Here is a 23,178-nt window from a genome sequence, read left to right on the forward strand (position 1 = left end):
GCCTGGGGGAATTTGGGGTGGCCACGGGTGGGGGAATTTGAAGTGGCCATCGGGGTTGGGAACCGACTTGGATGTCAAAGGGCTCGATTCTGTGTAAGGTTTCGGTGTCTTCTGCCCTGATCGTCGTGCACGGTATGATGCTTTTGTTCTTTTGACCCTTTTAGCCTCAAGTTTCCTCAGCAAGTTCCGATTCCTTTATCACTGAAGTTGTAAAGGGGTTTTCTTCATGCGTGCCTATTCCAAGTTTGCCGAGAGTTACGGGTCTGTTCAAGTGGTCACGGGCGTTGCCACTGCTGACAACATCCAGCTGATCCAAATGCTTTTTGATGGCTTGACCGAGAGCCTGTCTTCAGCCAAAGGGCATATTCAAAATCATGCCATTGAAGAAAAGTCCAAAGCTCTGTCTCGGGCAGGCCGCATCGTGGTGGGTTTGCAAGGTGCTCTCGATTTTGAACGTGGTGGGGAGTTGGCTCAAAACCTCAACGAGCTCTATGCCTACGTGACCCGTCGCTTGTTCCATGTCAATGCCTACAACGACTTGGTGGTCTTAGTAGAAGTGCAAAGCTTGATTCAGGACATCGCCCAAGCCTGGAAAACATTGCCCAGTTTGCTCAATCAAACCCAACCCGTTCAGCGCTACGCCAACTGATATCCGACTGATGACAATCTGAAAAGCCTCTTTGTGAGGCTTTTTTGACATGTTGATTTCAAAATGGTCTGCCCGACAGGGATCGAACCTGTGACCCACAGCTTAGAAGGCTGTTGCTCTATCCAACTGAGCTACGGGCAGTGAAAACACAAAAGGCCCTGAAATGGGCCTTTGTTGTTTGGAATAAACCAACGCTCTGGAGATGCGCTGAAAAAATGGTCGGAGCGGCGGGATTCGAACTCGCGACCCTCTGCTCCCAAAGCAGATGCGCTACCAGGCTGCGCTACGCTCCGACTGTCCTTATTCTAACCGTCAAATGTGGAATTTTCAGGCCCCATGTGGCAAAAAATGTCTGGCCGGAGCGCTCGAAACGACTTGTTGTCCTTCCGGCGCTTGCCAAGGTGGTCAGCTGCCGCGGGTGATGGGCATGCCCATGTCACCGGGAAGGGCCAGTTGCTTGGCCAGTTCAAGTTTGGCCAAGGAGTTGCGGTGGACTTCATCCGGACCGTCCGCCAAGCGCAAAGTGCGCTGGTGGGCGTAGGCATAGGCCAGAGGGAAGTCTTGCGACACACCACCACCGCCATGGGCCTGAATGGCCCAGTCGATGATCTGGCAGGCCATGTTGGGCGCCACAATTTTGATCATCGCGATTTCGGCCTTCGCCACCTTGTTCCCCACGGTGTCCATCATGTAAGCGGCCTTGAGGGTCAGCAGGCGGGCTTGCTCGATCATGCAGCGCGACTCGGCGATGCGCTCTTGCCACACGGTCTGGCGCGCCACTTCGCGGCCAAAGGCGACGCGTTCGTTCAGGCGTTTGCACATCAACTCGAGGGCACGCTCGGCAATACCGATGGTACGCATGCAGTGGTGGATGCGGCCTGGCCCCAAGCGGCCTTGCGCGATTTCAAAGCCGCGGCCTTCGCCCAGCAAGATGTTCTCGGCCGGCACACGCACGTTCTTGAGCACAACTTCCATGTGACCGTGTGGCGCATCGTCGTAACCGAACACCGACAAAGCGCGGACCACTGTGATGCCTTTGCTGTTGGCTGGCACCACGATCATGGACTGTTGCTCGTGGCGGCCGGCGTCGGGATTGGTTTTACCCATGACGATGTACACCGCGCAACGTGGGTCACCTGCGCCAGACGACCACCATTTGCGGCCATTGATGACGTACTCATTGCCTTCACGGCGGATATCGCATTCGATGTTGGTGGCGTCTGACGACGCCACATCGGGTTCGGTCATCAAAAAGGCCGAGCGGATTTCGCCGCGCAGCAGGGGCTCAAGCCAGGTGTCCTTGAGGCTCTCGCTGGCGTAACGCTCGAGAGTTTCCATGTTGCCGGTGTCTGGGGCTGAACAGTTGAACACTTCTGCTGCAAAGGGCACGCGGCCCATGATTTCGCACAGCGGGGCGTATTCGAGGTTGGACAAACCTTGCGGAGCGCGGGTCGACTTGGGTAGAAAAAGATTCCATAAACCGGCAGCCCGTGCCTTGGGCTTGAGTTCTTCGACGATTTGGGTCGGGACCCAAGCATTGCCTTTGGCGCGGTTATCAGCGATTTCAGCGAAAAAGCGGGCTTCATTGGGGTAAATGTGCTCATCCATGAAGGCCAGCAAGCGCGCTTGCATGTCTTTGACCTTGGGGGTGTATTCGAAATCCATGGTCTCTCTCCTGAGGGTTGGGTTGTGGTTTTGTAAAAGGGATCAGGCTTGGCAGGCAAAACGCCAGGCCAACTCGGCCATGGGGCGGGCACCCGCTCCGGAAGTTTTGGCTTGCTCGCTGGATGCAGTGCCGTCTTCGACGCGCTTGGCGATGCCTTGCAGGATGGCCGCGATGCGGAACATGTTGTAGGCGAGGTAAAAGTTCCAGTCTTTGGCCAAGGCTTCAGGGGTCGTGAAGCCGGTGCGCTCGCAGTAGCGGCGGATGTATTCGGCTTCAGATGGAATGCCCAAAGCGGCCAAATCGAGTCCGCCAATGCCTCGGAAAGTACCCGGCGTGATGTGCCATGCCATGCAGTGGTAACTGAAGTCGGCCAGCGGGTGGCCGAGCGTGGACAGCTCCCAGTCGAGCACGGCCAGCACGCGGGCCTCGGTGGGGTGAAACATCAGGTTGTCCAAACGGTAGTCGCCGTGCACGATGCCGACAAGTGACTCGTCTTTGGCGCTGGCTGGGATGTTTTTCGGCAGCCATTCGATCAGCTGGTCCATTTCGGGAATGGGCTGTGTGATGGAGGCGGCGTACTGTTTGCTCCAGCGGCCAATTTGGCGTTCGATGTAATTGCCGGGTTTGCCATAGCTCGCTAGGCCTTGTTTGGCCACATCGACCTTGTGCAGCGCTGCCAGCACGCGGTTCATTTCGTCGTAAATGGCGCCGCGCTCGGCAGGTGTCATGCCCGGCAGGGACTGATCCCAGAGCACGCGGCCTTGCACGAACTCCATCACATAGAAGGCACGGCCAATGACAGACTCGTCGTCGCACAGCACATGCATTTGGGCCACAGGCACTTCTGTGCCGTGCAGACCTTGCATGACAGCAAATTCGCGCTCGATGGCGTGGGCCGAGGGCAGCAACTTGGCCACTGGGCCGGGCTTGGCCCGCATCACGTATTGGCGCGATGGGGTGATGAGCTTGTAGGTCGGGTTGGACTGACCGCCCTTGAACATTTCCACGCCCAAGGGACCCGCAAAGCCGGGCAGTCTGGTGCTGAGCCAGTTTTCCAAGGCGGGGATGTCGAAGGCATGGGTGCCGGTCACAGGCCGGGTCCCCACAAAATGGTCAAAAGCACTCATGGGTTGACCCGTTCTAAGTCTGGTGCCGCAGTTCGGCGCGAAAATGTTGAAAAGTCTGACGTCCTCAATGGTCTGCGTTCACGATCAGCAGGAGTGCGTCGCGGTCCAGCACCACCAAGCCACCGGGCTCGATGCGGATGATCTGCTCGCGTTCCATTTGCTTGAGTTCTTGGTTCACGCGTTGGCGCGATGCACCCAACAGTTGGGCCAGTTCCTCTTGCGCCAGCTGCAAGCTGATGCGGATGGCTTTCGCGTCCGACAAACTGGGCACGCCGTAGCTGCGCAACAGATGGTTGAGCTGTTTGGCCAGCCGCGCACGCAGCGGCAATGTGTTGAGGTCCTCCACCAAGCCGTAGAGTTGGCGAATGCGGCGTGCATGCAGTCTCAGCATGGCGTCGTAAAACTCGACGTGCTGCGAGAGGATTTTTTTGAAGTCGGCCTTGGCCACGTTCAGCGTGGTGGTGTCGCCGTGTGCGTAGCAGTCGTGCGTGCGCCGATCTCCGTCGAAGATCGACACATCGCCAAACCAGATCCCCGGCTCCACATAGGTCAAGGTGATTTGTTTTCCCGAGACCGAGGTCGAGCTCACGCGCACCGCACCCTTCGCGCAGGCGATCCACTGCTCCGGCGGGTCCCCCCGTGCCGCGAGCATGTCGCCGTCTTTGTGGCGTTTGACGTAAGCGCATCGAAGTATGTCGTGACGAAGTGAAGGAGAAAGGGTTGAGAACCAGCGACCACCATTGATAGCTTCTCTTTCCTCCATTGTCAGAATCGGTTCGTCCATGCTCTGTCCTTTGAGTGACTGGTGATTGGTTTTTTGTCGCCTGGGGGACCAGTCGACTCAGTTGTAACTTGGCTTTTGCTTGTTCAAAAAAGCTGAAATGCCGATGCCTGCGTTGGCATGGTGCAAATTTTTGACAAAGTGATCGCGCTCTCGTGCCAGTTGTGCATTCAAGTTGCTGGTATCTGCGTCGCTGAGCAATTCCTTGATGCTGGTCAGAGCGTTGGGTGCGCGTGCGTTGATTTGCTCACACAGTTCCAAAGCTTGTCGCAGTGCTTGGCCGGCATCGGCCAAGCGGTTGACGACGCCCAGTTGTTGAAGTCGCTCGGCACCGATGCGTTCGCCGCACATCAGCAGTTCAGTGGCCAATTGGCGGGGCAAAGCGCGTGACAGGCTCCAGCTGCCGCCGCCATCGGGCGACAAAGCAATCGAGCTGTAGGCCATCACGAACACGCTGTTGCGTGCAGCCACGATCATGTCGCATGCCAGGGCCAAAGAGAAACCGGCACCGGCTGCAGGGCCTTCCACGGCCGCGATCACGGGCTTGGGGAAGGTGCGGATCGCTTCGATCCAGTTGTGCAGGCCTTCGATGCTTTGGGCTTGGTGCTCGGGGGGCAGCTGCCGGTTGCTTTGCAGGCGCTGCAAATTGCCACCCGCGCAAAAGATGCCATTGGCCCCGGTGATGATCACGCTGCGCACATCGGCGCTGGACTCGGCCACGCTCAGGGCCTCGACCCCGGCGGCGTAGATCTCGGGCCCAAGGGCGTTTCGAAACTCCGGATTGCTGAGGGTCAAGACCAGGGTCAGGCCTTCGCTGGTGCTGAGGAGTTGGGCGGTCATATTTTTAAGCAGTTGGGGACAGATCTAAAGATCTGTCACGTGAAGTCATTTTTCCTCGGTGTGCATCAGCGACAGGCCAATCGCACCCCGGCGGCGCAACCAGGGGCTGGGGCGATAACGGGGGTCGCCATAAACCGTTTGCAGGTTGAACAACACCTCGAGGATGCTGTCGGGCCCCAATCGGTTGCCCATGGCCAAGGGGCCCATGGGATAGGCCAGGCCCAGCGTGACCGCTGTTTCCAGGTCTTGCGGGCTGCAGATGCGCTGCTGGCAAATGTCGGAAGCGATGTTGACGATGGTGGCCACCACCCGCTGCGTCACAAAGCCGCCGCTGTCGCGTATGACCGAGACCGCTTTGCCGTCGCGTGCAAACAAGGCATGTGCGGCATCGCGCATGTCGGCACGGGTGGCTGGGTTGGTGGCAAGCACGCGGCGCTTGGTGGCGCCATCCTCAAAGAGCATGTCGATGCCCACGGTGCGGGCCGGGTCCAGGCGCTCGACCACGGCCACCGTGGTGATGTCAAAGCCCAAGGGCGCCACGATGGTCAATGCTTCGGGGGAAGGTGAGGCACCCGTTTCGATTTTGGCGCCCAAGTTTTTCAGGACTTGCAGCAGATCCATGCGGCGTGCAGCACGGGGTGAGACCCAAACCGGTGGCAGGTTGTCCACCACGGGCACCGGTGGTTCGGCGGGCACTTGCGCTGTGCCATCGACATATTTGTAAAAGCCTTCGCCCACTTTTTTGCCGACCACGCCACCAGCCAAGCGCTGGGCGGTGATCACATTGGGGCGGTAGCGCGGCTCTTCGTAATACTGGTGGTAGATCGCTTCGATCACATGGTGGGAAACATCAAGTGCTGTCAAATCAAACAACTCGAAAGGTCCCAATTTGAAGCCGACCTGGTCGCGCAAGATGCGGTCAATCGTCGCGAAATCAGCCACACCCTCGCTCACGATGCGCAAAGCTTCTGTGCCGTAACCGCGTCCGGCATGGTTGACGATGAAGCCAGGTGTGTCTTGCGCTTGCACCGGCGTGTGGCCCATTTGACGTGCAAACTCGGTCAAGCGCTCACAAACGGAGGGATCGGTTTTGAGGCCAGCGATCACCTCGACCACCTTCATGAGTGGCACGGGGTTGAAGAAGTGGTAGCCCGCAAACAAAGCTGGGCGCTGCAAGGCCGCTGCAATGGCCGTGACCGAGAGCGATGAGGTGTTGGTGACCAGCACGGCCGTTTTGGCCAGTACTTTTTCCAATTCAGTGAACAGGCTTTTCTTGACGTCGATTTTTTCGACGATGGCCTCGACCACCAGTTCGCAGTCGGCCAAGTCTTTGAGTGCAGTGGCACCCAGCAGGCGGCTTTTGTGGCCGGCCACGGCTTCGGCCGATAGGCGGCCCTTATCTTGCAGCTTGTCCCACTGTTGAAACACCGCTTCACGGGCTTTGGCAATGGCTTCGGATTGGGTGTCGTAAAGCCAAACCTGGCTGCCGGCTTGGGCTGCAATTTGGGCAATGCCCCGGCCCATGGCACCGGCGCCGATCACGGCGACTTTTTGAAATGAAACGGTCATTTGGATGGCTGGGCTCAAAGCCCTTGGCAGGATCGTTGAAAAAAAGAAAAGTTGGTCAGTCTGCGCTGTCAGTCGAAACTCACAAAGCATCAATTATGGAGCGGCTTTCAGCGACGAACTTGCAAGGCACCCGGGTTCACAATGTTGGTGGGCGTGCCTTTGATGTAGTTCACAACATTGTCAAAAGCTGTGCCGAAGTACAGCTCGTAACTGTCTTTTTCCACATAACCGATGTGAGGCGTGCAGATGCAGTTTTCCAGTCGAAGTAGGGCCGAACCCTGCAAGATGGGCTCTGACTCAAAAACATCGATGGCGGCTAAGCCTGGACGCCCGCGGTTCAAGGCACCGATCAGTGCATTGGGTTCGATCAGTTCGGCACGTGAGGTGTTGACCAAAAGAGCCGTTGGCTTCATGAGGCCTAAGTCATCACCCGTCACGATGCCTGTCGTCACCTCGTTCAAACGCAAGTGCAAGGACAGGACGTCGGCAGTTTCAAAAAATGATTCTCTGCTGGGAGCAGCAGTCAAACCGTCTTTGACTGCGCGAACACGAGACTCATCGCTGCCCCAAATCAGAACATTCATGCCAAAAGCGCGGCCATAGCCTGCCACCATTTGGCCAATTTTCCCGTAACCCCAGATGCCCAGGGTCTTGCCCTTTAAAACTGTGCCCAAACCGAAGTTGGTCGGCATGGCGCTGGATTTGAGGCCTGACTGTTGCCAAGCACCGTGTTTCAAGTTGCTGATGTACTGAGGGAGCCTGCGGGCAGCTGCCATGATCAGTGCCCAAGTCAATTCAGCTGGCGCCACAGGTGAGCCGATGCCCTCTGCCACCGCGATGCCACGCTCTGTACAGGCTGCCAAGTCGATGTGCCCCCCCACGCGTCCAGTTTGGGCGATCAGTTTGAGGCGTGGCAACTTCTCAATCACCGCCTTGTTCAAGGCCGTTCGCTCGCGGATCAGGACAATGACATCGGCATCTTTCAGTCTGACAGACAGTTGTCCGATGCCTTTGATCGTGTTGGTGTACACCTTGGCTGAATAGTTCTCGAGTTTGGAGGCGCAATCAAGTTTGCGGACGACATCTTGGTAGTCGTCAAGGATCACAATGTTCATGCCCGACATTGTGCCCTGTGAATGAAGGGCTTTGGGCGGGGTGGCCAGACCAAGTACACCCTTTTTGTATGGTGGGTCAATGCCTCAGGTGCTGCATTTCGAGTGCAGCCAGCCTGTCCAGTTCAGCGCAGACGTCCGCCATGCGACCTGAGATGACCATTCTTCCCGACGCATGTGGGCCATCAGCCGAATCGCGGACCCTCAAAACTTTGAGGCAAGGAATCTTGGGCAAAGAGGGCTTGTTTTTTTGAGCGTTTGTTGTGCCAGCGCGCGTCCTTGTGGCCCAGCTGGGGTGAAGACGAGTAGGTGTGCGAGGCGGGGCCGAGATTTTTGGGTTTTGTGACCCAGAGAAAGTCTTGAAAAAACCAGAAAGAGCAAGCAGTGCGATTCCCATGTGAAACCTTTCAAAAGCATGGAGGTTGGACATAGACAGGATTGCAAAAGACAGTCAATGCGTTCAGGGCTGATGAACAGCGCCCGCCACCTGTACGCAAGACGAATGCTTCACATCAAGGTGCTGTTGCGGATCAAACCCACTGCCAAACCCTCGATGTCAAAGGGTTCTCCAGGGTGAACCTGTATCGTCGGGTAATCGGGGTTTTCAGGCAGAAGTTCAATGCCGCTGGCAGTTTTGTGAAGGCGTTTGACTGTGACTTCATCCCCGAGCCTGGCGACCACAATTTGCCCGTTTCTGACCTCTTTGGTGGACTTAACGGCCAGAAGATCGCCATCCATGATGCCGGCATCGCGCATGGACATGCCGCGAACGCGCAACAAGTAGTCGGGCTGCATGGTGAACAAACTGCTTTCGACTTGGTAAGTGCGGTCAACGTGCTCTTGGGCCAAGATGGGGGAGCCAGCTGCGACACGTCCCACCAAGGGCAAACACAGTTGACCCAAACCGGGCAGACTCATGCTGAAAAGATCGCTGCTGGCTCTTTGGCTGCTGCGTTGGCTGCCTTTGAGGCGAATACCGCGTGAAGTGCCGCTGACCAGTTCAATGGCGCCTTTTCTGGCCAATGCCTTGAGGTGCTCTTCAGCGGCGTTGGCTGACTTAAAACCCAAGACGTTGGCGATTTCAGCACGCGTAGGAGGTGCACCGGTGTTGGCGATGGTGTTCTGGATGAGTTCCAGAATTTCTTGTTGTCGCGCGGTCAGTTTGGGGTTATCGGTCATGCTGACTCCTTGATAGGCTGTTTTTTCATCCAGTGACTGTATTTTTAACCAGCTTTTTGATTTGTGCAAGCAATTTCACGAAAAAAATGCATGGTTTGATAAAACAGGGTGTGCAAAAGCAGCAAAGCCCCTGAATGGGGCTTTGAGATCAAGGCGCTGCAAAGCGGCAGCGAATGGTCAAGAACGGCTCAGGCTGCCAGCGCCTGAAAAGCACGAGCGGTGATGTCCTCAACACTGCCGGTGCCACTGATGGCTCGGTATTTCGGGGCCACGGTGGCGTCGGTGCGTGCCCAAGAGGCGTAGTAATCGACCAATGGGCGGGTTTGGGCGCTGTAAACGTCCAGGCGTTTTTTGACGGTTTCTTCTTGGTCATCAGCACGTTGGACCAAGGGTTCACCTGTCACATCGTCCATGCCCGCTACTTTGGGCGGGTTGAACTTGACATGGTAGGTGCGACCGGATGCGGGGTGCGAGCGCCGTCCGCTCATGCGCTCAATGATGGCGTCAAAAGGGACATCGATTTCCAGCACATAGTCGAGTTTGACGCCGGCAGCCTTCATGGCGTCGGCCTGAGGGATGGTACGGGGGAAGCCGTCAAACAAAAAACCATTGGCGCAATCGCTTTGAGCGATGCGTTCTTTGACCAAATTGATGATCAAGTCATCGCTCACCAAGCCACCTGATTCCATCACGGCTTTGGCTTGCAGACCCAAAGGCGTTCCCGCTTTAACGGCGGCCCTGAGCATGTCACCGGTCGAAATTTGGGGAATGTTGAATTTTTGGCAGATGAAAGTGGCCTGTGTCCCTTTGCCGGCACCGGGTGCACCCAACAGAATCAGTCTCATGGTGATGTCCTTGTCGTTTGTGATCGTTTTGGTCGGTCCGGCCAAAAGACCAGATGCATCTGTATTTTAAGAATAGCATGCCATACTCAAAGTTGGCTTACGGGCCGGATTCAGGGCCCATCAATTGACGCGTTGTTCAGTCCAGTAATTGTCTGACGCGCTCGAGATCTTCGGGGGTGTCGACGCCGGGGCCGGGGGCCAGCTCGGTCACATGCACCGCGATACGGTGGCCGTGCCAGAGGACGCGTAGTTGTTCAAGCGACTCCATGCTTTCCAAGGGCGCAGGCGGTAAATGGGGAAAGTCTGACAGGAATGCTGCTCGGTAACCGTAAATCCCGATGTGCCGCAGCGGGGCAGGGGTAGGCAGAGTGCGCAACGATCCGTTGGACTGGCCATCTCGCCACCAAGGAATCGGCGCTCTGCTGAAATAGAGCGCCGATTGGCGAGCGTCCATGACCAACTTCACCACGTTCGGGTTCATGAATTCTTCGAGTGAACCGATGGCATGCGCTGCGGTGCTCATGCTGGCTTCAGGCCTTTGGGCCAACAGCAGTGCCACATTGTTGATCAGTTGCGGAAGGATCAAAGGTTCATCGCCTTGCACATTGACCACCACGTCATCCGCTTCAAGTCCCAAAAGCTGAGATGCCTCGGCCAATCTATCGGTTCCACTGAGGTGGTCTTGGCGAGTCAATAAGGCGGTCACGCCGTGTGACCGGCAGGCTTGTACGATGCGCGCATCGTCTGCAGCCACCACCACTTGCCGAGCATTGGATTGAGACGCACGCTGAGCCACGCGAACCACCATGGGCAAGCCACCAATGTCGGCCAAGGGTTTGTTGGGTAGGCGGCTCGAAGCCATGCGGGCCGGGATCACCACCGTGAATTCCCGCTCGGAAGCGCTGATTTGCATGCTGAGGCCTTAGAGCGGTGGACGCAATGCTGCGAGTTTTTCGATTTCTTCGTCGCTCAGCGAGCGAGCTTCGTTTTCCAGCAAGATGGGAATGCCTTGACGAATCGGATAAGCGAGGCGGGCGCTGCGTGAAAGCAGTTCCTGACGCTCGCGGTCAAAATTGAGCGGGCCTTTTGTAACTGGGCAAACCAGTAATTCGAGCAATTTGATGTCCATGGCGCAATGATAACGGGCGCTTGTCAGCGGGTAGGAAGCGCCAAAACCAGGCGGTCTAGAGCCTGCCAAAAGGCGGGCTCTGGTGTCAGCCTCAAAGGCACTGCCAAGGCCAGGGGTTGGTGTTGCCAAAGTTTGGCGGCGTCTTTTTCGGTGCAAAGCAGAGGGCGTGTCAAGGGCGAGTTTGACCATGTGACGAAGTCAAAGTGGTCGGGTAGCGGTGTGGTTTGGTGCAGAGTCAAACCTTTTTCGCGGAGCAAATTGAAAAATCCTGCGGGTCTGGCGAGACCGGCCAAGGCATCAACGGGTTGACCTATCAGGCTGTCCAGCGCCACACGACGACCCAGACCATCTTGGGCCCAGTCCTCCAGCTCGCGCTGGGCTTGAAATCCACCGCCTATTGAATTGACACCGGTGTGCAGCAAGAGGTCGACCTTTTTGGGCCATGCTTCTCTCAAGGGGCCTGCAGGCAACAGCCATCCGTTGCCGATGCCACGTTCGTCCATCACGCAAATCTCGAGGTCCCGGGCCAAAGCCCAATGCTGTAAACCGTCGTCACAAATCAGGATGTCGGTTTCGGGCTGTGTTGCAAGCAAGCCGAGCCCTGCACCGGATCGTTTTGACCCGACCCAAACGGGCACGCCTGTCTTTAGGTGAATCAGCAGGGGCTCATCGCCCACATCGGCAGGGTCGCTGTCCATTTGAACCGCGCGGATGTCCCTCGTTTGTCTGCCGTGCCCCCGGGATATGACGCCGGGGTGCCAACCTTGGGCCAAAAGATGCTGCACGATGGCGATGGTCAACGGGGTCTTTCCTGCGCCGCCGGCCACCACATTGCCGACCACCAGCACAGGCACCGGCAAACGGACGTTTGGCATCACGCCACTGCGGTATAGACCCTTTCGGGCCGCAACCAGACCGCCGAAAAGCATGGAAAAAGGGGTGAGTATTCTGGCCAAGCCGTTGCGCGATTGCCAGGCCATGGGCAAGCACTGATTCAACCAATTCTTCAGTGGCATGTCACCCCCAGCGCTTTGGGGTTCATAAAATCTGACAAGTCAGAGACATGAAAAGGGCCCTTTGGCGAGATTTTGGAGGGTGTAAGAGGCATGTTGGGAACCGATTATCGGTGAAGCCAATCCATGAGGTCCCTGTTTCCCCATGGGGCTTGGCTTTCTGTGGATAACTTTGTGAAAAACTTTTTTCTGGTACTTTGATTTGAATACTCTGGTATGGAGATTTGTACTGAAATTTGCACTCTAAAATTTAATATTTTTAATGAAATCAATGGTTAACGAGTATCGCAGGGTCTGTATTTTAAAAAGTGCCCCCCAACAACACAAATGGCGGGGCTTGTGGAGTACTCTGTTGCGTCGCGCGTGGTTTTGCGATCAAAACGTCTCTCAAACCCCCATACTTGCTCAAGCCCATGTCTGAACTTAACGATTTGAAGCCGCGCGCCTGGACAGTTTCAGCGCTGTGCCGCGCCGTTGCTGATGCCTTGGATGGGCAATTCAACCCTGTCAACGTGCAGGGCGAGATTTCGAGCTTCTCGCGCGCAGCCAGTGGACATTGCTATTTTTCGATCAAAGACGCCACGGGGCAGATTCGCTGCGCCATGTTTCGACGTGCCGCCACTTTGATGGACTTTGCACCTCGCGATGGCGAATTGGTGGAGGTCAGGGGCCGCTTGGGTGTGTACGAGGCTCGGGGAGACTTGCAGTTGATCGTCGAGTCCATGGAGCGGGCCGGGCAGGGTGCCTTGTTTGAGCAATTTTTGCGGCTCAAAGCCAAACTCGAAGCCGAGGGCATGTTTGACCCGGCGCACAAACGGGCTGTGCCTGCTCAGCCCCGAGCGATTGGCGTGGTGACGTCTTTGGGTGCCGCCGCATGGCACGACGTGATGACCGCCTTGCAGCGGCGTGTGCCTCACATCCCCGTGTTGATGGCGCCGGCCTTGGTGCAAGGTGGCGGTGCAGCGGCGACCTTGGCGCAAGCCCTGAAAAGCCTGTATGCCTTCAGTGCCGAAGACAACCCTCTCAGCCCGCCTGTGGATGTGATCCTTTTGGTGCGAGGTGGCGGTTCGATGGAAGACCTGTGGGCTTTCAACGATGAAAATCTGGCCCGCGTGATGGCCCAAAGCCCCGTGCCGCTCATTTGCGGCGTGGGTCACGAGACCGACTTCACCATCGCAGACTTTGTGGCCGATGTGCGCGCCCCAACGCCCACAGCGGCTGCCGAGATGGCTGCGACCGACCGCGGTGTGGGGCTGGAGTCCTTGAGCGTGCTGGAACACCGATTGAACCGAGGGCTGCTGCGCCAGCAAGACCGACAGGCCCAAGCTTTGGACAGTGTGGCTGTTCGTTTGGGCCTGGGGCTGGCGCGCCAGCAAGACCGCCAAGCTCAGCGCCTGAGTGCCATTGCCACCCGTTTGAGCCGCCCGCAAGCCTTGCTGGGCCAGCATAGCCAGTGGCTGGAGCGGTTGGCGCACCGTTTGCATGCAGGCGTCCAAGGCCAATTGACAGGCCAAACGCACCAGTTGGAGCGGCTGAGCGACCGTTTGAGTTTTAACCGGGCTCAGCAGGTACCGCAACGCGCCCAGCGTCTGGAGCGTGCCGCTTTGCGTTTGTCTTCGGTCGACCCGCACCGGGTGCTGGAGCGTGGTTACGCCTGGTTGAGTGATGACCAGGGGCAGGCCTTGACCCACGCCGGGCAGTTTCAAGCCGGTCAGAGCGTGCAGGCCACTTTGTCCGATGGCGTGGTGCCATTGACGGTGTCGCGTTGATTCGGCTTTTTGGGTAAGCCTTGGCAGGGCCAGGGCGGGGCCAGGGCTCCTCATGAGGGAGTCCCCAAAATCGTCGCCCTGGCCCCACCCCGCCAAGGCGATGCCTTTCAGATCACCATCCTGACATTGCCCATGAGTGACCCTGAATACGGTAAGGGGCATCGCACTCCCCTAAAATGCGACTAACCATTTTTCAACCCTCTACAACAAAAGGAACCCTCATGGAACACACCTTGCCCGCACTGCCTTATGCGATTGACGCTTTGGCCCCTCACTACAGCCAGGAAACTTTGGAGTTTCATCATGGCAAGCACCACAACGCTTATGTCGTGAACCTGAACAACCTGCAAAAAGGCACCGAATTCGAGAGCATGTCCCTCGAAGAGATCATCAAAAAGTCCAGCGGCGGCGTGTACAACAACTCGGCCCAGATCTGGAACCACACTTTCTTCTGGAACTGCATGAAGCCCAATGGCGGTGGTGAGCCCACAGGCGCTTTGGCCGCGGCCATCAACGCCAAGTTCGGCAGCTATGCCACCTTCAAAGAAGCCTTCGTCAAGAGCGCCGTGGGCAACTTCGGCTCTGGCTGGACATGGCTGGTCAAAAAAGCCGACGGCTCGGTCGATATCGTCAACATGGGCGCTGCAGGCACCCCCTTGACCACTGGCGACACCGCCTTGTTGACGGTGGACGTGTGGGAGCACGCCTACTACATCGACTACCGCAACATGCGCCCCAAATTCGTCGAGACTTTCCTCGACAAACTGGTGAACTGGTCGTTTGCTGAGAAGAACTTCGGCTGATCTACGTCTTTTCCAACGCAAAAAGCCCGCTGATGCGGGCTTTTTGCTTTCTGACCGAAGGTAAATGGGGCCCTTGGATAAGTCTCTGCTTTCGAAATGTCCTTTGAGTGTCCTGCGATAGACCAGTGAGCTGAGCATGGGCTGGGGCCGGGCACCGATTTTGGGTACCCCCTCATGAGGTGCCCGGCCCCAGCCCATGTTCAGCGATGCCTGCAGTACAACGCACCATCCATCAACAGCGAATCAGCGAATCATCATCCCGCCATCGGCCACAATGGTCTGCCCGGTCACGTAACGCCCCGCAGCACTCGCCAAAAACACCGCGATGCCACCGATATCATCCGGTTCCCCCATGCGGCGCAGAGGCGTCTCGTTGTTGTACTTGGCACTCAGCACCGGGTCCTCATGCAGGGCTTTGGCAAAGTCGGTCTTGATCAAGCCCGGTGCAATGCAATTGATGCGGATATTGTCTGGCCCCCATTCCACCGCCAAGTTGCGCGCCAGTTGCATATCGGCCGCCTTGGACAGGTTATAGGCTCCGATCACGGATGAACCATGTAAACCACCGATCGATGACACGATCACTATGGCACCGTCTTTTTGGGCCTTCATGTCCGGGTAGACCAGGTTGCACAGCCAAGCATTTGACAGCACGTTGTTGCGCATCACCTTGTCAAACACCTCGTCACTCATGCCCATGGCCGGACCGTAATAAGGGTTGGTGGCTGCATTGCATACCAAAATGTCCACGGGTCCCCAGGTTTCACGGGTTTTGGCGATGAGGTGTTGCAGTTGTTCTTTGTTCGAAATGCTGGCCGCAACCGCCATGGCCTTACCACCTGCGGCCTGAATCTCTTGAACCACCACCTCACAAGCGTCGAGCTTGCGGCTCGACACCACGACCTTGGCGCCCGCTTTAGCCAGTTGGTGTGCGATGGACCGGCCAATGCCCCGGCTGGAGCCCGTCACCACCGCCACTTTGCCTTGCAAATTGAACAATGACATGTCTGTTTCTCCTTGTTGGTATGGCCTGCAGTCTGCACGGGGGCGCTGCAGCTGTCTGTCTTGCGGGCGTCAGCCCTGACGCTGTGAGGATGAATAGGCTGCGCCACAATCGTCTTTTTCAAATACTTTTGAGGTCCAAGTGGAACAAGTCGATGCAGTCGTGATGGGTGCCGGTGTGGTGGGCTTGGCTGTCGCGCGATCTCTGGCTTTGGCGGGCCAAGAGGTCATGGTGCTCGAATCGGAGAATGCGATCGGCACCGGAACCAGTGCACGCAACAGCGAGGTCATCCACGCGGGCATTTATTACCCAGCAGGTTCGCTCAAAGCGCGTTTGTGTGTACAGGGCAAGCAGATGCTGTACGCCTATTGTGCCGAGCGGGGCGTCTCGCATCGGCAACTGGGCAAATTGATCGTGGCCACCAGCCCCGAGCAAGTTCAGGCGCTGGATGGCATCTTGCGCAAGGCCGAAGCCAATGGCGTGCATGACCTGAGACAGCTCAGTGCCGCTGAGGCGATGGCCATGGAACCTGCTTTGGCCTGCGAGTCCGCCTTGCTTTCGCCCAGCTCCGGGGTGGTGGACAGCCACGGCTTGATGTTGGCCTTGCAAGGCGATATGGAAAATGCAGGTGGCTTGCTGGCGCTGCTCTCGCCAGTTCAGCACATTGGCCTGCAGCAAGGCACGACCAGCCACCCGATGCGGGTGCAAACGCAGGACGGCACTGAACTGGCTTGCCGAGTGCTGGTCAATGCGGCGGGCTTGCAGGCCGTGGCGATGGCTCGGGGCATGCAAGGGCTGAACCCCGATCTCTTGCCCCAAGCCCATTACGCCAAAGGCAACTACTTCACCTTGGCGGGCAAAGCACCGTTTTCACGCTTGATCTACCCCGTGCCTGAGGCTGCTGGGCTGGGTGTGCACCTCACGCTCGACTTGGGTGGGCAGGCCAAATTAGGGCCGGATGTGCAATGGGTGACGGACCCGACCGATCTCCAGGTCGACCCTAGCCGGGGGGATGCGTTTTATGCCGAAGTTCGCAAATACTGGCCTGGATTGGCCGATGGCGCTTTGCTGCCTGGCTATGCAGGCATTCGTCCCAAAATCAGCGGCCCAGGCGAGGCGTCGGCCGATTTTCTGATCCAAGGGCCCGCTGAACACGGTGTGCCCGGTCTGGTGAACTTGCTGGGCATCGAGTCACCCGGCTTGACGAGTTCTCTGGCGATTGCGGCCGAAGTCAGCCGTCGCCTGGCTTGAGCTCGCCCAAGAGTCTCAGGCCACCCAGCTCAAGCCACGGCCCTCGGGTGTTCTCCAAGAGTTAACCGATTTCAGCAATGAGTTCGATTTCGACGCAGGCCCCGAGCGGGATTTGAGCCACCCCGAAGGCGCTGCGGGCGTGGGCGCCGACTTGTGGACCAAACACTTGACCCAGCAATTCGCTGCAGCCGTTGGTGACCAGGTGTTGTTCGGTGAAATCACCCGTGGAGTTGACCAAGCTCATGACTTTGACAATTCGGGTGACCTTGTTCAGATCGCCCACCGCTGCGTGCAGCGTGCCCATCAGGTCAATGGCCACAGCGCGTGCGGCCTGCTGGCCTTCGGCCGTGCTGATGTTTTTGCCCAGCTGGCCAGCCCAGACTTGGCCTTCTTTTTTGGCAATATGACCGGACAAGAACACCAAGTTTCCCGTTTGTACATAAGGCACATAGGCCGCAGCGGGCACAGCCACGGGGGGCAATTCGATGTTCAGAGATTTCAGTTGGTCGTAAACGTTCATGGTGGTCTTTCTGGAGGGTTGATCTGAAGGGTGAGCTTCGTTGGGGGAGGGTGTGTTTGGAGGGTGAAAAGGCGGCCATTGTTCAGCCCATGCAAAGGCTTGCTGAGGCTAGGGTTTAGTCCAAGGCCGCCAATTCGGCCTCTTCAAACCCAGCCAAACGACGCGCCGCCATGTTGTAGGGCGGGCGCAGTTTGGGGGCATCGTATTGCGCAATCAATTCGGCATAGGTGCTGACCGGGTCCAGGCCGCGCCCCTGGCACAGGTGGCGGTACCAACGGTTGCCTGCGGCCACGTGGCCGATTTCATCTTCCAAAATGATGTCGAGGATCTCGCCCGCGCGGTGGTCGCCCACGCTGACCAGTTTGTTTTTGACGCCGGGTGAGGCGTCCAGGCCCCGCGCTTCCATGGTGCGCGGCACGATGCCGATGCGCGCGAGGATGTCGTCCTTCGTGCGCTCGGCCATGTCCCACAAGGTGTTGTGGGCCGGAAAGTCGCCGTAGTCAAAGCCCAAGTTCAGCAAATGCTGGCGTAGCAGGCTGAAGTGCTTGGCCTCTTCCTGGGCGATGTGTACCCAGTCGGTGTAAAAAGCCTCGGGCATGCCCGCAAAGCGCCAGACCACATCCAGCGCCAAGTCGATGGCGTTGAGCTCGATGTGGGCGATCGAGTGCACCAGCATAGCCCGGCCTTCGGGTGTGGCCATGGACTTGGCTTTGAGCTGGGTGTGCGGCACCAGCAGCGGACGGGCAGCGCGGCCGGGGCCAGCAGAGGGGGCGCTCAGGCTGTCCAGCGCGCCCACGGGCAGGCTTAGGTCCAGCGCCAAAGTGGCCTGGGCTTTCAGGTTCGGGTCGGTTTGCGCCCAAGGGAGCAGGGCGGCGGAGCGCAGGGTGTGCATGGTGATCGTTGGCAGCGCCCACGCAAGGGTGTGGGCATCCCTACAATTGTAGGTTTTCAAGAAAACCCAACCGACAGGAGACCGCCTTGGCCATTTACCAATTGGATGATCAAACCCCCGATGTGGCCGACAGCGCTTGGGTGGCTGACAACGCGCAAGTCATGGGCGCCGTCAAAATTGCAGCTGACGCCAGCATCTGGTTCGGCGTGACGGTGCGTGGCGACACCGAGACGATTGAGATCGGCGAGGGCAGCAATATCCAGGATGGCAGTGTGATGCACGCCGACCACGGTAAACCGATCAAGCTGGGCAAGCACGTGACGGTGGGCCACATGGTCATGCTGCACGGCTGCACCATTGGCGACGAGTCGCTGATCGGCATAGGCGCTGTGGTACTCAACGGCGCCAAAATCGGCAAAAACTGCCTGGTGGGTGCAGGCTCTTTGGTGACCGAGGGCAAGGAGTTCCCCGATGGCTCCATGATCTTGGGTACCCCCGCCAAGGTGGTGCGTGAACTCAGCCCCGAGCAGATTGAAGGCCTGCGTCAAAGCGCCCACCATTACGTGGAAAACGCCCGCCGCTTCAAGTTGGGCCTGAAAAAAATCAGCTGACATGGGGGACGATGTTTTGGCCAGCCCGACGCTGTTTAACTTTTAAGGATCGGCCCCCTGGGGCTGTTGATTGCACTTTGTCCGAACTCCATAAATTTATTTTCGAAGGCCTGCCTGTGCGCGGCATGCTGGTGCGCCTGACCGATGCCTGGCAAGGCATCCTAGCGCGCCGCGCTGCCAACTCCGAAACCGGTGCCTACCCTGCGCCCGTGCGCCAGTTGCTGGGTGAGATGGCGGCTGCGGGTGTTCTGATGCAAGGCAACATCAAATTCAATGGCGCATTGGTGCTGCAGATTTTTGGCGATGGCCCTGTTAAGCTTGGCGTGGTGGAGGTGCAACCCGATCTGAGCCTGCGCGCCACCTGCACCCAGGTGGGCGAGGTGGCCGAGGGCGCAAGCTTGAGCCAGATGGTGAACGTGAACAACGAAGGACGTTGCGCCATCACCCTGGACCCCCAAGACCGCCTGCCGGGCCAGCAGCCTTATCAGGGTGTGGTGCCGCTGTTTGGGGATCGGGGAGAAAAACTGGAAAACATCAGTGAGGTCTTGGAGCACTACATGTTGCAGTCGGAGCAGTTGGACACGGTGTTGGTGCTGGCGGCCGATGACAGGGTGGCGGCCGGTTTGTTGATCCAACGTTTGCCGGTGGAAGGCGAGGGCAATTTAGCCGGCAAAACCGATTCACTCATGCGCGAGTCGGTGCTTGGCCAAAGCGAAGATTTCAGCCGCATCTCGATTTTGACCAAGAGCATCAAGCGCGAAGAACTGCTGGGGCTGGACGCCGAAACCATCTTGCACCGCCTGTATTGGGAGGAACCGCTGGCGCGTTTTGAGCCCTTGATGGGCGAGACCGGCCCGCGCTTTGCCTGCCGCTGCAACCGCGAACGCGTGGGCAACATGATCCGCAGCTTGGGCACCGATGAAGTCGAAGGCATCATCGCCGAGCAAGGCCAAGTGGAAGTGGGCTGCGACTTTTGCGGTGCGCAGTACCGGTTCGACCCGGTTGACGCCGCGGGCCTGTTCACCGGTTTGCCAGCCGATTTGCCGCCTGGCGCAGTCCATTGAAACCGTCACTCAAATGGAGCGCTTGCCCAACAAACGGGTGAACAGCTTGTGTTCGCAAGCCGGATCGCTGCAATCGTTGCAAATCCATGTGTCTCGGCCACCATTGATGTTGAACTGAGAGTGCTCCCGCTCTTGCCATGCCGCGATGTTGACCTCGGTCAAACCCATGGCGATCAAGGCGTTGTTCAGGCGGTGAACCCCCAGACCGTAGACCATCTTGAAAGAGGTTTGGCTCATACTCAATGCTTGTCGCAATAGGCGGTCTTCGTGCTGCTGTTTGGGGCCGAGCCCCGGCAAATCCAAGCCCATCAAGAAAGTGCTTACTCTAGGTCCTGCCACGGGTGAGGGCATGGAAGCTTCGGTGATCCACCAATCCACCGATGCCAGCGTTGTGCCATCGGTCTTATTGGATGAGGAGGCGCCCGGCCTATCCGAGACCAGAACGGAATGACCGTGGGCCAACAATGCGCTGTTCAAGGCCTGGACCAGCCAAGATTTTCCGCTCCCAGCAGCACCCACGATGGCCACTCGTCGAGGGCTCATGGCAGTGGGCCGTTCCAACCCATTTGGGGAAACATCATTTGGCCACTTGAACGAATATTTCGTTGGTCTTGACCATGCCCAACTCATTTCGGGCACGTTCTTCCACCATGTTCAGGCCTTGCTTCAGGTCGGTGACCTCGGCGCTCAGTTGTTCCATTTTGCGTCGGGCTTCTTCGTTGGCCAGTTTTTGCTGATCCAATTCCTGCCGCAGCGCATTGACATGGGGCAAGCTGCCTTGCCCCCACCACAATTGCACTTGAACGATGACGAACAAAGCAAACAGAACGGCAGGAATCAGACGATTGCCCATGGCTTAAGGGATTCAGCGCAGGTTGTAAAAAGCAGATCGCCCTGGGTACACGGCCACATCACCCAAGTCCTCTTCAATGCGCAGCAACTGGTTGTACTTCGCCATGCGGTCTGATCGGCTCATGGAGCCGGTTTTGATTTGGCCTGCGTTCAGACCCACGGCGATGTCGGCGATGGTGGAGTCTTCTGTTTCGCCCGAACGGTGCGAAATCACGGCGGTGTAGCCGGCGCGCTTGGCCATCTCAATGGCTTCGAAGGTCTCGGTCAAGGTGCCGATCTGGTTGATCTTGATCAGGATCGAGTTGGCGATGCCTTTGTCGATGCCTTCTTTGAAAATCTTGGTGTTGGTCACGAACAAGTCATCACCGACGATCTGTACGTTCTTGGCCAGGCGGTCGGTCAGCACTTTCCAGCCGTCCCAGTCGCCCTCGGCCATGCCGTCTTCCATGCTGATGATGGGGTATTTGTCGCACCAGGTGGCCAGCATGTCGGTCCACTGCTCCGAGGTCAGGCGGAGGCCGCCTTCACCGGCCAGCACGTAATGGCCGTCTTTGTAGAACTCGCTGGCAGCGCAATCCAATCCGATGGCGATTTGCTCGCCTGCGGTGTAACCGGCTGCGGCAATCGCGTCGAGCACCATCTGGATCGCGGCTTCGTGGCTGTCCACGTTGGGGGCAAAGCCGCCTTCGTCGCCCACGGCAATGCTCATGCCTTTGTCGTGGATGATTTTCTTGAGGGCGTGGAAGACCTCTGCGCCCCAGCGCACGGCTTCGCGGAAAGAGGGTGCGCCCACAGGGATGATCATGAACTCTTGCAAGTCCAAGTTGTTGTTGGCGTGCGCGCCGCCGTTGATGACGTTCATCATGGGCACGGGCATTTGGTTGGCGTGCATGCCGCCAAAGTAGCGGTAAAGCGGCAGACCGGATTCTTCGGCCGCCGCGCGGGCCACGGCCATGGAGACAGCCAGCATGGCGTTGGCGCCCAGGCGGCTCTTGTTGTCGGTGCCGTCCAGGTCGATCAGGGTGCGGTCCAAAAAGGCTTGCTCGGAGGCGTCCAGGCCGAGCACGGCTTCGGAGATTTCGGTGTTGATGTACTCCACGGCCTTGAGCACGCCTTTGCCAAGGTATCGGCTCTTGTCGCCATCACGCAGCTCAATGGCTTCGCGGCTGCCAGTGGACGCGCCAGATGGCACCGCAGCACGGCCCATGACGCCCGACTCCAGCAGCACATCACATTCGACGGTGGGGTTGCCACGGCTGTCGAGGATTTCACGGCCAACGATATCTACGATTGCACTCATTTTTGAACTCTTTCAATTGAAAAAACGGGTCTTTGATGCCAGCGGGTCAAATGCCTTCGACGGCCACCATGCGCATGATGGCGGCACCTTCGCGCGCTTCGCGGGCTTTCATGTATTCGGGCAGTTCGTAAAAGGCCTTGGCGGCCTCGAACGATGGGAATTTCAGGACGACGATGCGCTGGGGAGCCCAGTCGCCTTCGAGCACTTGCACTTGGCCGCCGCGCACGCACACTTCGGCACCAGCGGTTTTCATGGCTACAGTGGACCACTTTTTGTACTCTTCATACTGAACAGGGTTGGTGACCTGAACGTGGGCGATGATGTAGCCGCTCATGCGAAGTTGTCCTCTAAAAATGGGTTCTTCTTGGTCACGGCATCGAGCTGAACCAAGGTTTCCAGCAGGGCCCGCATTTGGCTCAGGGGCACGGCATTGGGGCCATCGGACCAGGCCTCAGCAGGCTTGGGGTGGGTTTCCATGAACAGACCCGCAACACCTGCGGCCACGCCTGCGCGGGCCAGCACGGGCACCATGTCACGGGCACCACCACTGCTGGTGCCTTGCCCGCCCGGCTTTTGCACCGAGTGGGTCACATCAAACACCACCGGGGCGCCGGTCTTGCGCATCTCTGCCAGACTCGTCATGTCGGCCACGAGGTTGTTGTAACCAAAGCTCACACCACGCTCGCAGGCCAAGAAGTTGTCTTCGGGCAGACCCATTTCGCGTGCCGCGCTGCGGGCCTTGTCGATGACATTTTTCATGTCCCAAGGCGCCAAGAACTGTCCCTTCTTGATGTTGACGGGTTTGCCCGATTGCGCCACGGCGCGGATGAAATCGGTCTGGCGGCACAAAAAGGCAGGGGTCTGCAGCACGTCGACCACGCTGGCCACCGTCTTGACCTGTGACTCGTCGTGGACATCGGTGAGGATGGGCACACCGATCTGGCGGCGCACCTCGTCCAAAATCTTCAGACCCGCATCCAGGCCAACACCGCGTTGGGTATTGCCTGATGAGCGGTTGGCTTTGTCAAACGAGCCTTTGTAGATGAGGGGGATGCCTAAAGAAGAGCAGGCCTCTTTGAGGCGACCCGCCACCTCCATGGACATTTCCAGGCCTTCGATGGAGCAGGTGCCCGCGATCAAAAAGAAGGGCTGGTGCAGGCCAACGTCAAATCCGCAAAGTTTCATGGGGTGTCCTGTCGAATG

25 protein-coding genes and 2 tRNA genes are annotated in these 23,178 nt (G+C 58.0%); 6 read left to right on the forward strand and 21 right to left on the reverse strand.

The features are described from left to right. Positions 1-226: 226 nt before the first annotated feature. Positions 227-649 carry a flagellar export chaperone FliS gene (gene fliS / locus ABWQ00_RS13085; RefSeq protein WP_353239118.1) on the forward strand — a complete coding sequence of 141 codons (423 nt, stop codon included), beginning with the start codon at positions 227-229 and terminating at the stop codon, positions 647-649. A gap of 64 nt (positions 650-713) precedes the next feature. Here the strand turns inward: fliS and ABWQ00_RS13090 are convergent. The 13 genes from ABWQ00_RS13090 to lpxK form a co-directional block, all read right to left on the reverse strand. Further along, positions 714-790 (reverse strand) — tRNA-Arg (locus ABWQ00_RS13090). Positions 791-865: 75 nt separating this feature from the next. Further along, a tRNA-Pro gene (locus ABWQ00_RS13095) sits at positions 866-942 on the reverse strand. 112 nt (positions 943-1,054) lie between these two features. Further along, positions 1,055-2,314, reverse strand: a complete 1,260-nt coding sequence (locus ABWQ00_RS13100) for an acyl-CoA dehydrogenase family protein (protein ID WP_353239119.1) — start codon at positions 2,312-2,314, stop codon at positions 1,055-1,057. Positions 2,315-2,356: 42 nt separating this feature from the next. Then, positions 2,357-3,442 (reverse strand): phosphotransferase, encoded by a 1,086-nt coding sequence (locus tag ABWQ00_RS13105; RefSeq protein WP_353239120.1) that lies wholly within the window; start codon positions 3,440-3,442, stop codon positions 2,357-2,359. A gap of 64 nt (positions 3,443-3,506) precedes the next feature. Then, on the reverse strand, positions 3,507-4,226 hold the full coding sequence (locus tag ABWQ00_RS13110; protein ID WP_353239121.1) for a Crp/Fnr family transcriptional regulator: 720 nt from the start codon (positions 4,224-4,226) through the stop codon (positions 3,507-3,509). Between the two features lie 57 nt (positions 4,227-4,283). Further along, on the reverse strand, positions 4,284-5,063 hold the full coding sequence (locus ABWQ00_RS13115; RefSeq protein ID WP_353239122.1) for an oxepin-CoA hydrolase, alternative type: 780 nt from the start codon (positions 5,061-5,063) through the stop codon (positions 4,284-4,286). Positions 5,064-5,108: 45 nt separating this feature from the next. Beyond that, a complete protein-coding gene (locus ABWQ00_RS13120; protein WP_353239123.1) occupies positions 5,109-6,632 on the reverse strand; it encodes a 3-hydroxyacyl-CoA dehydrogenase in 1,524 nt (507 codons plus the stop codon). 107 nt (positions 6,633-6,739) lie between these two features. Next, the gene (locus ABWQ00_RS13125; protein WP_353239124.1) at positions 6,740-7,747 is read right to left on the reverse strand and encodes a D-2-hydroxyacid dehydrogenase family protein; all 1,008 of its coding nucleotides are present in this window, start codon (positions 7,745-7,747) and stop codon (positions 6,740-6,742) included. Between the two features lie 504 nt (positions 7,748-8,251). Then, a complete protein-coding gene (gene lexA / locus ABWQ00_RS13130; RefSeq protein WP_353239125.1) occupies positions 8,252-8,923 on the reverse strand; it encodes a transcriptional repressor LexA in 672 nt (223 codons plus the stop codon). 188 nt (positions 8,924-9,111) lie between these two features. After that, a complete protein-coding gene (gene adk / locus ABWQ00_RS13135) occupies positions 9,112-9,768 on the reverse strand; it encodes an adenylate kinase (protein WP_353239126.1) in 657 nt (218 codons plus the stop codon). 136 nt (positions 9,769-9,904) lie between these two features. Further along, complete coding sequence (gene kdsB, locus ABWQ00_RS13140; RefSeq protein WP_353239127.1) at positions 9,905-10,681, reverse strand: 3-deoxy-manno-octulosonate cytidylyltransferase; 777 nt, start codon at positions 10,679-10,681, stop codon at positions 9,905-9,907. Between the two features lie 9 nt (positions 10,682-10,690). Continuing rightward, positions 10,691-10,897 carry a Trm112 family protein gene (locus ABWQ00_RS13145; RefSeq protein ID WP_353239128.1) on the reverse strand — a complete coding sequence of 69 codons (207 nt, stop codon included), beginning with the start codon at positions 10,895-10,897 and terminating at the stop codon, positions 10,691-10,693. A gap of 23 nt (positions 10,898-10,920) precedes the next feature. After that, the gene (gene lpxK / locus ABWQ00_RS13150; protein ID WP_353239129.1) at positions 10,921-11,913 is read right to left on the reverse strand and encodes a tetraacyldisaccharide 4'-kinase; all 993 of its coding nucleotides are present in this window, start codon (positions 11,911-11,913) and stop codon (positions 10,921-10,923) included. Positions 11,914-12,323: 410 nt separating this feature from the next. Between lpxK and xseA the strand changes: the two genes are divergently transcribed. Together xseA and ABWQ00_RS13160 are read left to right on the forward strand one after the other, a co-directional pair. Continuing rightward, positions 12,324-13,679, forward strand: coding sequence for an exodeoxyribonuclease VII large subunit (xseA, locus tag ABWQ00_RS13155; protein ID WP_353239130.1), 1,356 nt, complete (start codon positions 12,324-12,326; stop codon positions 13,677-13,679). A gap of 221 nt (positions 13,680-13,900) precedes the next feature. Next, positions 13,901-14,482: a superoxide dismutase gene (locus ABWQ00_RS13160; protein WP_353239131.1), complete on the forward strand. Its 582-nt coding sequence runs from the start codon at positions 13,901-13,903 to the stop codon at positions 14,480-14,482. A gap of 243 nt (positions 14,483-14,725) precedes the next feature. Here the strand turns inward: ABWQ00_RS13160 and ABWQ00_RS13165 are convergent, their stop codons facing one another. Beyond that, on the reverse strand, positions 14,726-15,487 hold the full coding sequence (locus ABWQ00_RS13165) for an SDR family NAD(P)-dependent oxidoreductase (RefSeq protein ID WP_353239132.1): 762 nt from the start codon (positions 15,485-15,487) through the stop codon (positions 14,726-14,728). Between the two features lie 163 nt (positions 15,488-15,650). Here ABWQ00_RS13165 and ABWQ00_RS13170 point away from each other — a divergent pair, with 163 nt between their 5' ends. Continuing rightward, on the forward strand, positions 15,651-16,736 hold the full coding sequence (locus ABWQ00_RS13170) for an NAD(P)/FAD-dependent oxidoreductase (RefSeq protein WP_353239158.1): 1,086 nt from the start codon (positions 15,651-15,653) through the stop codon (positions 16,734-16,736). A gap of 61 nt (positions 16,737-16,797) precedes the next feature. Here ABWQ00_RS13170 and ABWQ00_RS13175 read toward each other — a convergent pair whose 3' ends face one another. Then, on the reverse strand, positions 16,798-17,256 hold the full coding sequence (locus tag ABWQ00_RS13175; RefSeq protein ID WP_353239133.1) for a RidA family protein: 459 nt from the start codon (positions 17,254-17,256) through the stop codon (positions 16,798-16,800). Between the two features lie 115 nt (positions 17,257-17,371). Next, positions 17,372-18,148, reverse strand: coding sequence for a ferritin-like domain-containing protein (locus ABWQ00_RS13180; protein WP_353239134.1), 777 nt, complete (start codon positions 18,146-18,148; stop codon positions 17,372-17,374). Between the two features lie 86 nt (positions 18,149-18,234). Between ABWQ00_RS13180 and ABWQ00_RS13185 the strand changes: the two genes are divergently transcribed. Together ABWQ00_RS13185 and hslO are read left to right on the forward strand one after the other, a co-directional pair. After that, positions 18,235-18,759 carry a gamma carbonic anhydrase family protein gene (locus ABWQ00_RS13185; RefSeq protein WP_353239135.1) on the forward strand — a complete coding sequence of 175 codons (525 nt, stop codon included), beginning with the start codon at positions 18,235-18,237 and terminating at the stop codon, positions 18,757-18,759. A gap of 77 nt (positions 18,760-18,836) precedes the next feature. After that, the gene (gene hslO, locus ABWQ00_RS13190; protein WP_353239136.1) at positions 18,837-19,823 is read left to right on the forward strand and encodes an Hsp33 family molecular chaperone HslO; all 987 of its coding nucleotides are present in this window, start codon (positions 18,837-18,839) and stop codon (positions 19,821-19,823) included. Between the two features lie 9 nt (positions 19,824-19,832). Here the strand turns inward: hslO and ABWQ00_RS13195 are convergent, their stop codons facing one another. The 5 genes from ABWQ00_RS13195 to kdsA are packed head-to-tail and all read right to left on the reverse strand — an operon-like array spanning position 19,833 to position 23,160. Further along, on the reverse strand, positions 19,833-20,366 hold the full coding sequence (locus ABWQ00_RS13195) for a helicase HerA domain-containing protein (RefSeq protein ID WP_353239137.1): 534 nt from the start codon (positions 20,364-20,366) through the stop codon (positions 19,833-19,835). 34 nt (positions 20,367-20,400) lie between these two features. Further along, positions 20,401-20,676, reverse strand: coding sequence for a septum formation initiator family protein (locus tag ABWQ00_RS13200; RefSeq protein ID WP_353239138.1), 276 nt, complete (start codon positions 20,674-20,676; stop codon positions 20,401-20,403). 12 nt (positions 20,677-20,688) lie between these two features. Continuing rightward, on the reverse strand, positions 20,689-21,975 hold the full coding sequence (gene eno, locus ABWQ00_RS13205; RefSeq protein WP_353239139.1) for a phosphopyruvate hydratase: 1,287 nt from the start codon (positions 21,973-21,975) through the stop codon (positions 20,689-20,691). A 46-nt stretch (positions 21,976-22,021) separates the two neighbouring features. After that, positions 22,022-22,309, reverse strand: coding sequence for a DUF1330 domain-containing protein (locus ABWQ00_RS13210; protein ID WP_353239140.1), 288 nt, complete (start codon positions 22,307-22,309; stop codon positions 22,022-22,024). Beyond that, entirely contained in the window at positions 22,306-23,160 is an 855-nt protein-coding gene (kdsA, locus tag ABWQ00_RS13215) for a 3-deoxy-8-phosphooctulonate synthase (protein WP_353239141.1), read from the reverse strand. The genes ABWQ00_RS13210 and kdsA overlap by 4 nt, the downstream gene beginning before the upstream one ends. Between the last annotated feature and the right edge of the window lie 18 nt (positions 23,161-23,178).

Source organism: Limnohabitans sp. (assembly GCF_040400975.1).
Classification (GTDB): Bacteria; Pseudomonadota; Gammaproteobacteria; order Burkholderiales; family Burkholderiaceae_C; genus Limnohabitans_A.

Excerpts from the sequence above, each read along its gene's own strand:
- fliS (WP_353239118.1), top strand. The coding sequence starts at position 227 with ATGCGTGCCTATTCCAAGTTTGCCGAGAGTTACGGGTCTGTTCAAGTG.
- ABWQ00_RS13100 (WP_353239119.1), bottom strand. The coding sequence starts at position 2,314 with ATGGATTTCGAATACACCCCCAAGGTCAAAGACATGCAAGCGCGCTTG.
- ABWQ00_RS13105 (WP_353239120.1), bottom strand. The coding sequence starts at position 3,442 with ATGAGTGCTTTTGACCATTTTGTGGGGACCCGGCCTGTGACCGGCACC.
- ABWQ00_RS13110 (WP_353239121.1), bottom strand. The coding sequence starts at position 4,226 with ATGGACGAACCGATTCTGACAATGGAGGAAAGAGAAGCTATCAATGGT.
- ABWQ00_RS13115 (WP_353239122.1), bottom strand. The coding sequence starts at position 5,063 with ATGACCGCCCAACTCCTCAGCACCAGCGAAGGCCTGACCCTGGTCTTG.
- ABWQ00_RS13120 (WP_353239123.1), bottom strand. The coding sequence starts at position 6,632 with ATGACCGTTTCATTTCAAAAAGTCGCCGTGATCGGCGCCGGTGCCATG.
- ABWQ00_RS13125 (WP_353239124.1), bottom strand. The coding sequence starts at position 7,747 with ATGAACATTGTGATCCTTGACGACTACCAAGATGTCGTCCGCAAACTT.
- lexA (WP_353239125.1), bottom strand. The coding sequence starts at position 8,923 with ATGACCGATAACCCCAAACTGACCGCGCGACAACAAGAAATTCTGGAA.
- adk (WP_353239126.1), bottom strand. The coding sequence starts at position 9,768 with ATGAGACTGATTCTGTTGGGTGCACCCGGTGCCGGCAAAGGGACACAG.
- kdsB (WP_353239127.1), bottom strand. The coding sequence starts at position 10,681 with ATGCAAATCAGCGCTTCCGAGCGGGAATTCACGGTGGTGATCCCGGCC.
- ABWQ00_RS13145 (WP_353239128.1), bottom strand. The coding sequence starts at position 10,897 with ATGGACATCAAATTGCTCGAATTACTGGTTTGCCCAGTTACAAAAGGC.
- lpxK (WP_353239129.1), bottom strand. The coding sequence starts at position 11,913 with ATGCCACTGAAGAATTGGTTGAATCAGTGCTTGCCCATGGCCTGGCAA.
- xseA (WP_353239130.1), top strand. The coding sequence starts at position 12,324 with ATGTCTGAACTTAACGATTTGAAGCCGCGCGCCTGGACAGTTTCAGCG.
- ABWQ00_RS13160 (WP_353239131.1), top strand. The coding sequence starts at position 13,901 with ATGGAACACACCTTGCCCGCACTGCCTTATGCGATTGACGCTTTGGCC.
- ABWQ00_RS13165 (WP_353239132.1), bottom strand. The coding sequence starts at position 15,487 with ATGTCATTGTTCAATTTGCAAGGCAAAGTGGCGGTGGTGACGGGCTCC.
- ABWQ00_RS13170 (WP_353239158.1), top strand. The coding sequence starts at position 15,651 with ATGGGTGCCGGTGTGGTGGGCTTGGCTGTCGCGCGATCTCTGGCTTTG.
- ABWQ00_RS13175 (WP_353239133.1), bottom strand. The coding sequence starts at position 17,256 with ATGAACGTTTACGACCAACTGAAATCTCTGAACATCGAATTGCCCCCC.
- ABWQ00_RS13180 (WP_353239134.1), bottom strand. The coding sequence starts at position 18,148 with ATGCACACCCTGCGCTCCGCCGCCCTGCTCCCTTGGGCGCAAACCGAC.
- ABWQ00_RS13195 (WP_353239137.1), bottom strand. The coding sequence starts at position 20,366 with ATGAGCCCTCGACGAGTGGCCATCGTGGGTGCTGCTGGGAGCGGAAAA.
- ABWQ00_RS13200 (WP_353239138.1), bottom strand. The coding sequence starts at position 20,676 with ATGGGCAATCGTCTGATTCCTGCCGTTCTGTTTGCTTTGTTCGTCATC.
- eno (WP_353239139.1), bottom strand. The coding sequence starts at position 21,975 with ATGAGTGCAATCGTAGATATCGTTGGCCGTGAAATCCTCGACAGCCGT.
- ABWQ00_RS13210 (WP_353239140.1), bottom strand. The coding sequence starts at position 22,309 with ATGAGCGGCTACATCATCGCCCACGTTCAGGTCACCAACCCTGTTCAG.
- kdsA (WP_353239141.1), bottom strand. The coding sequence starts at position 23,160 with ATGAAACTTTGCGGATTTGACGTTGGCCTGCACCAGCCCTTCTTTTTG.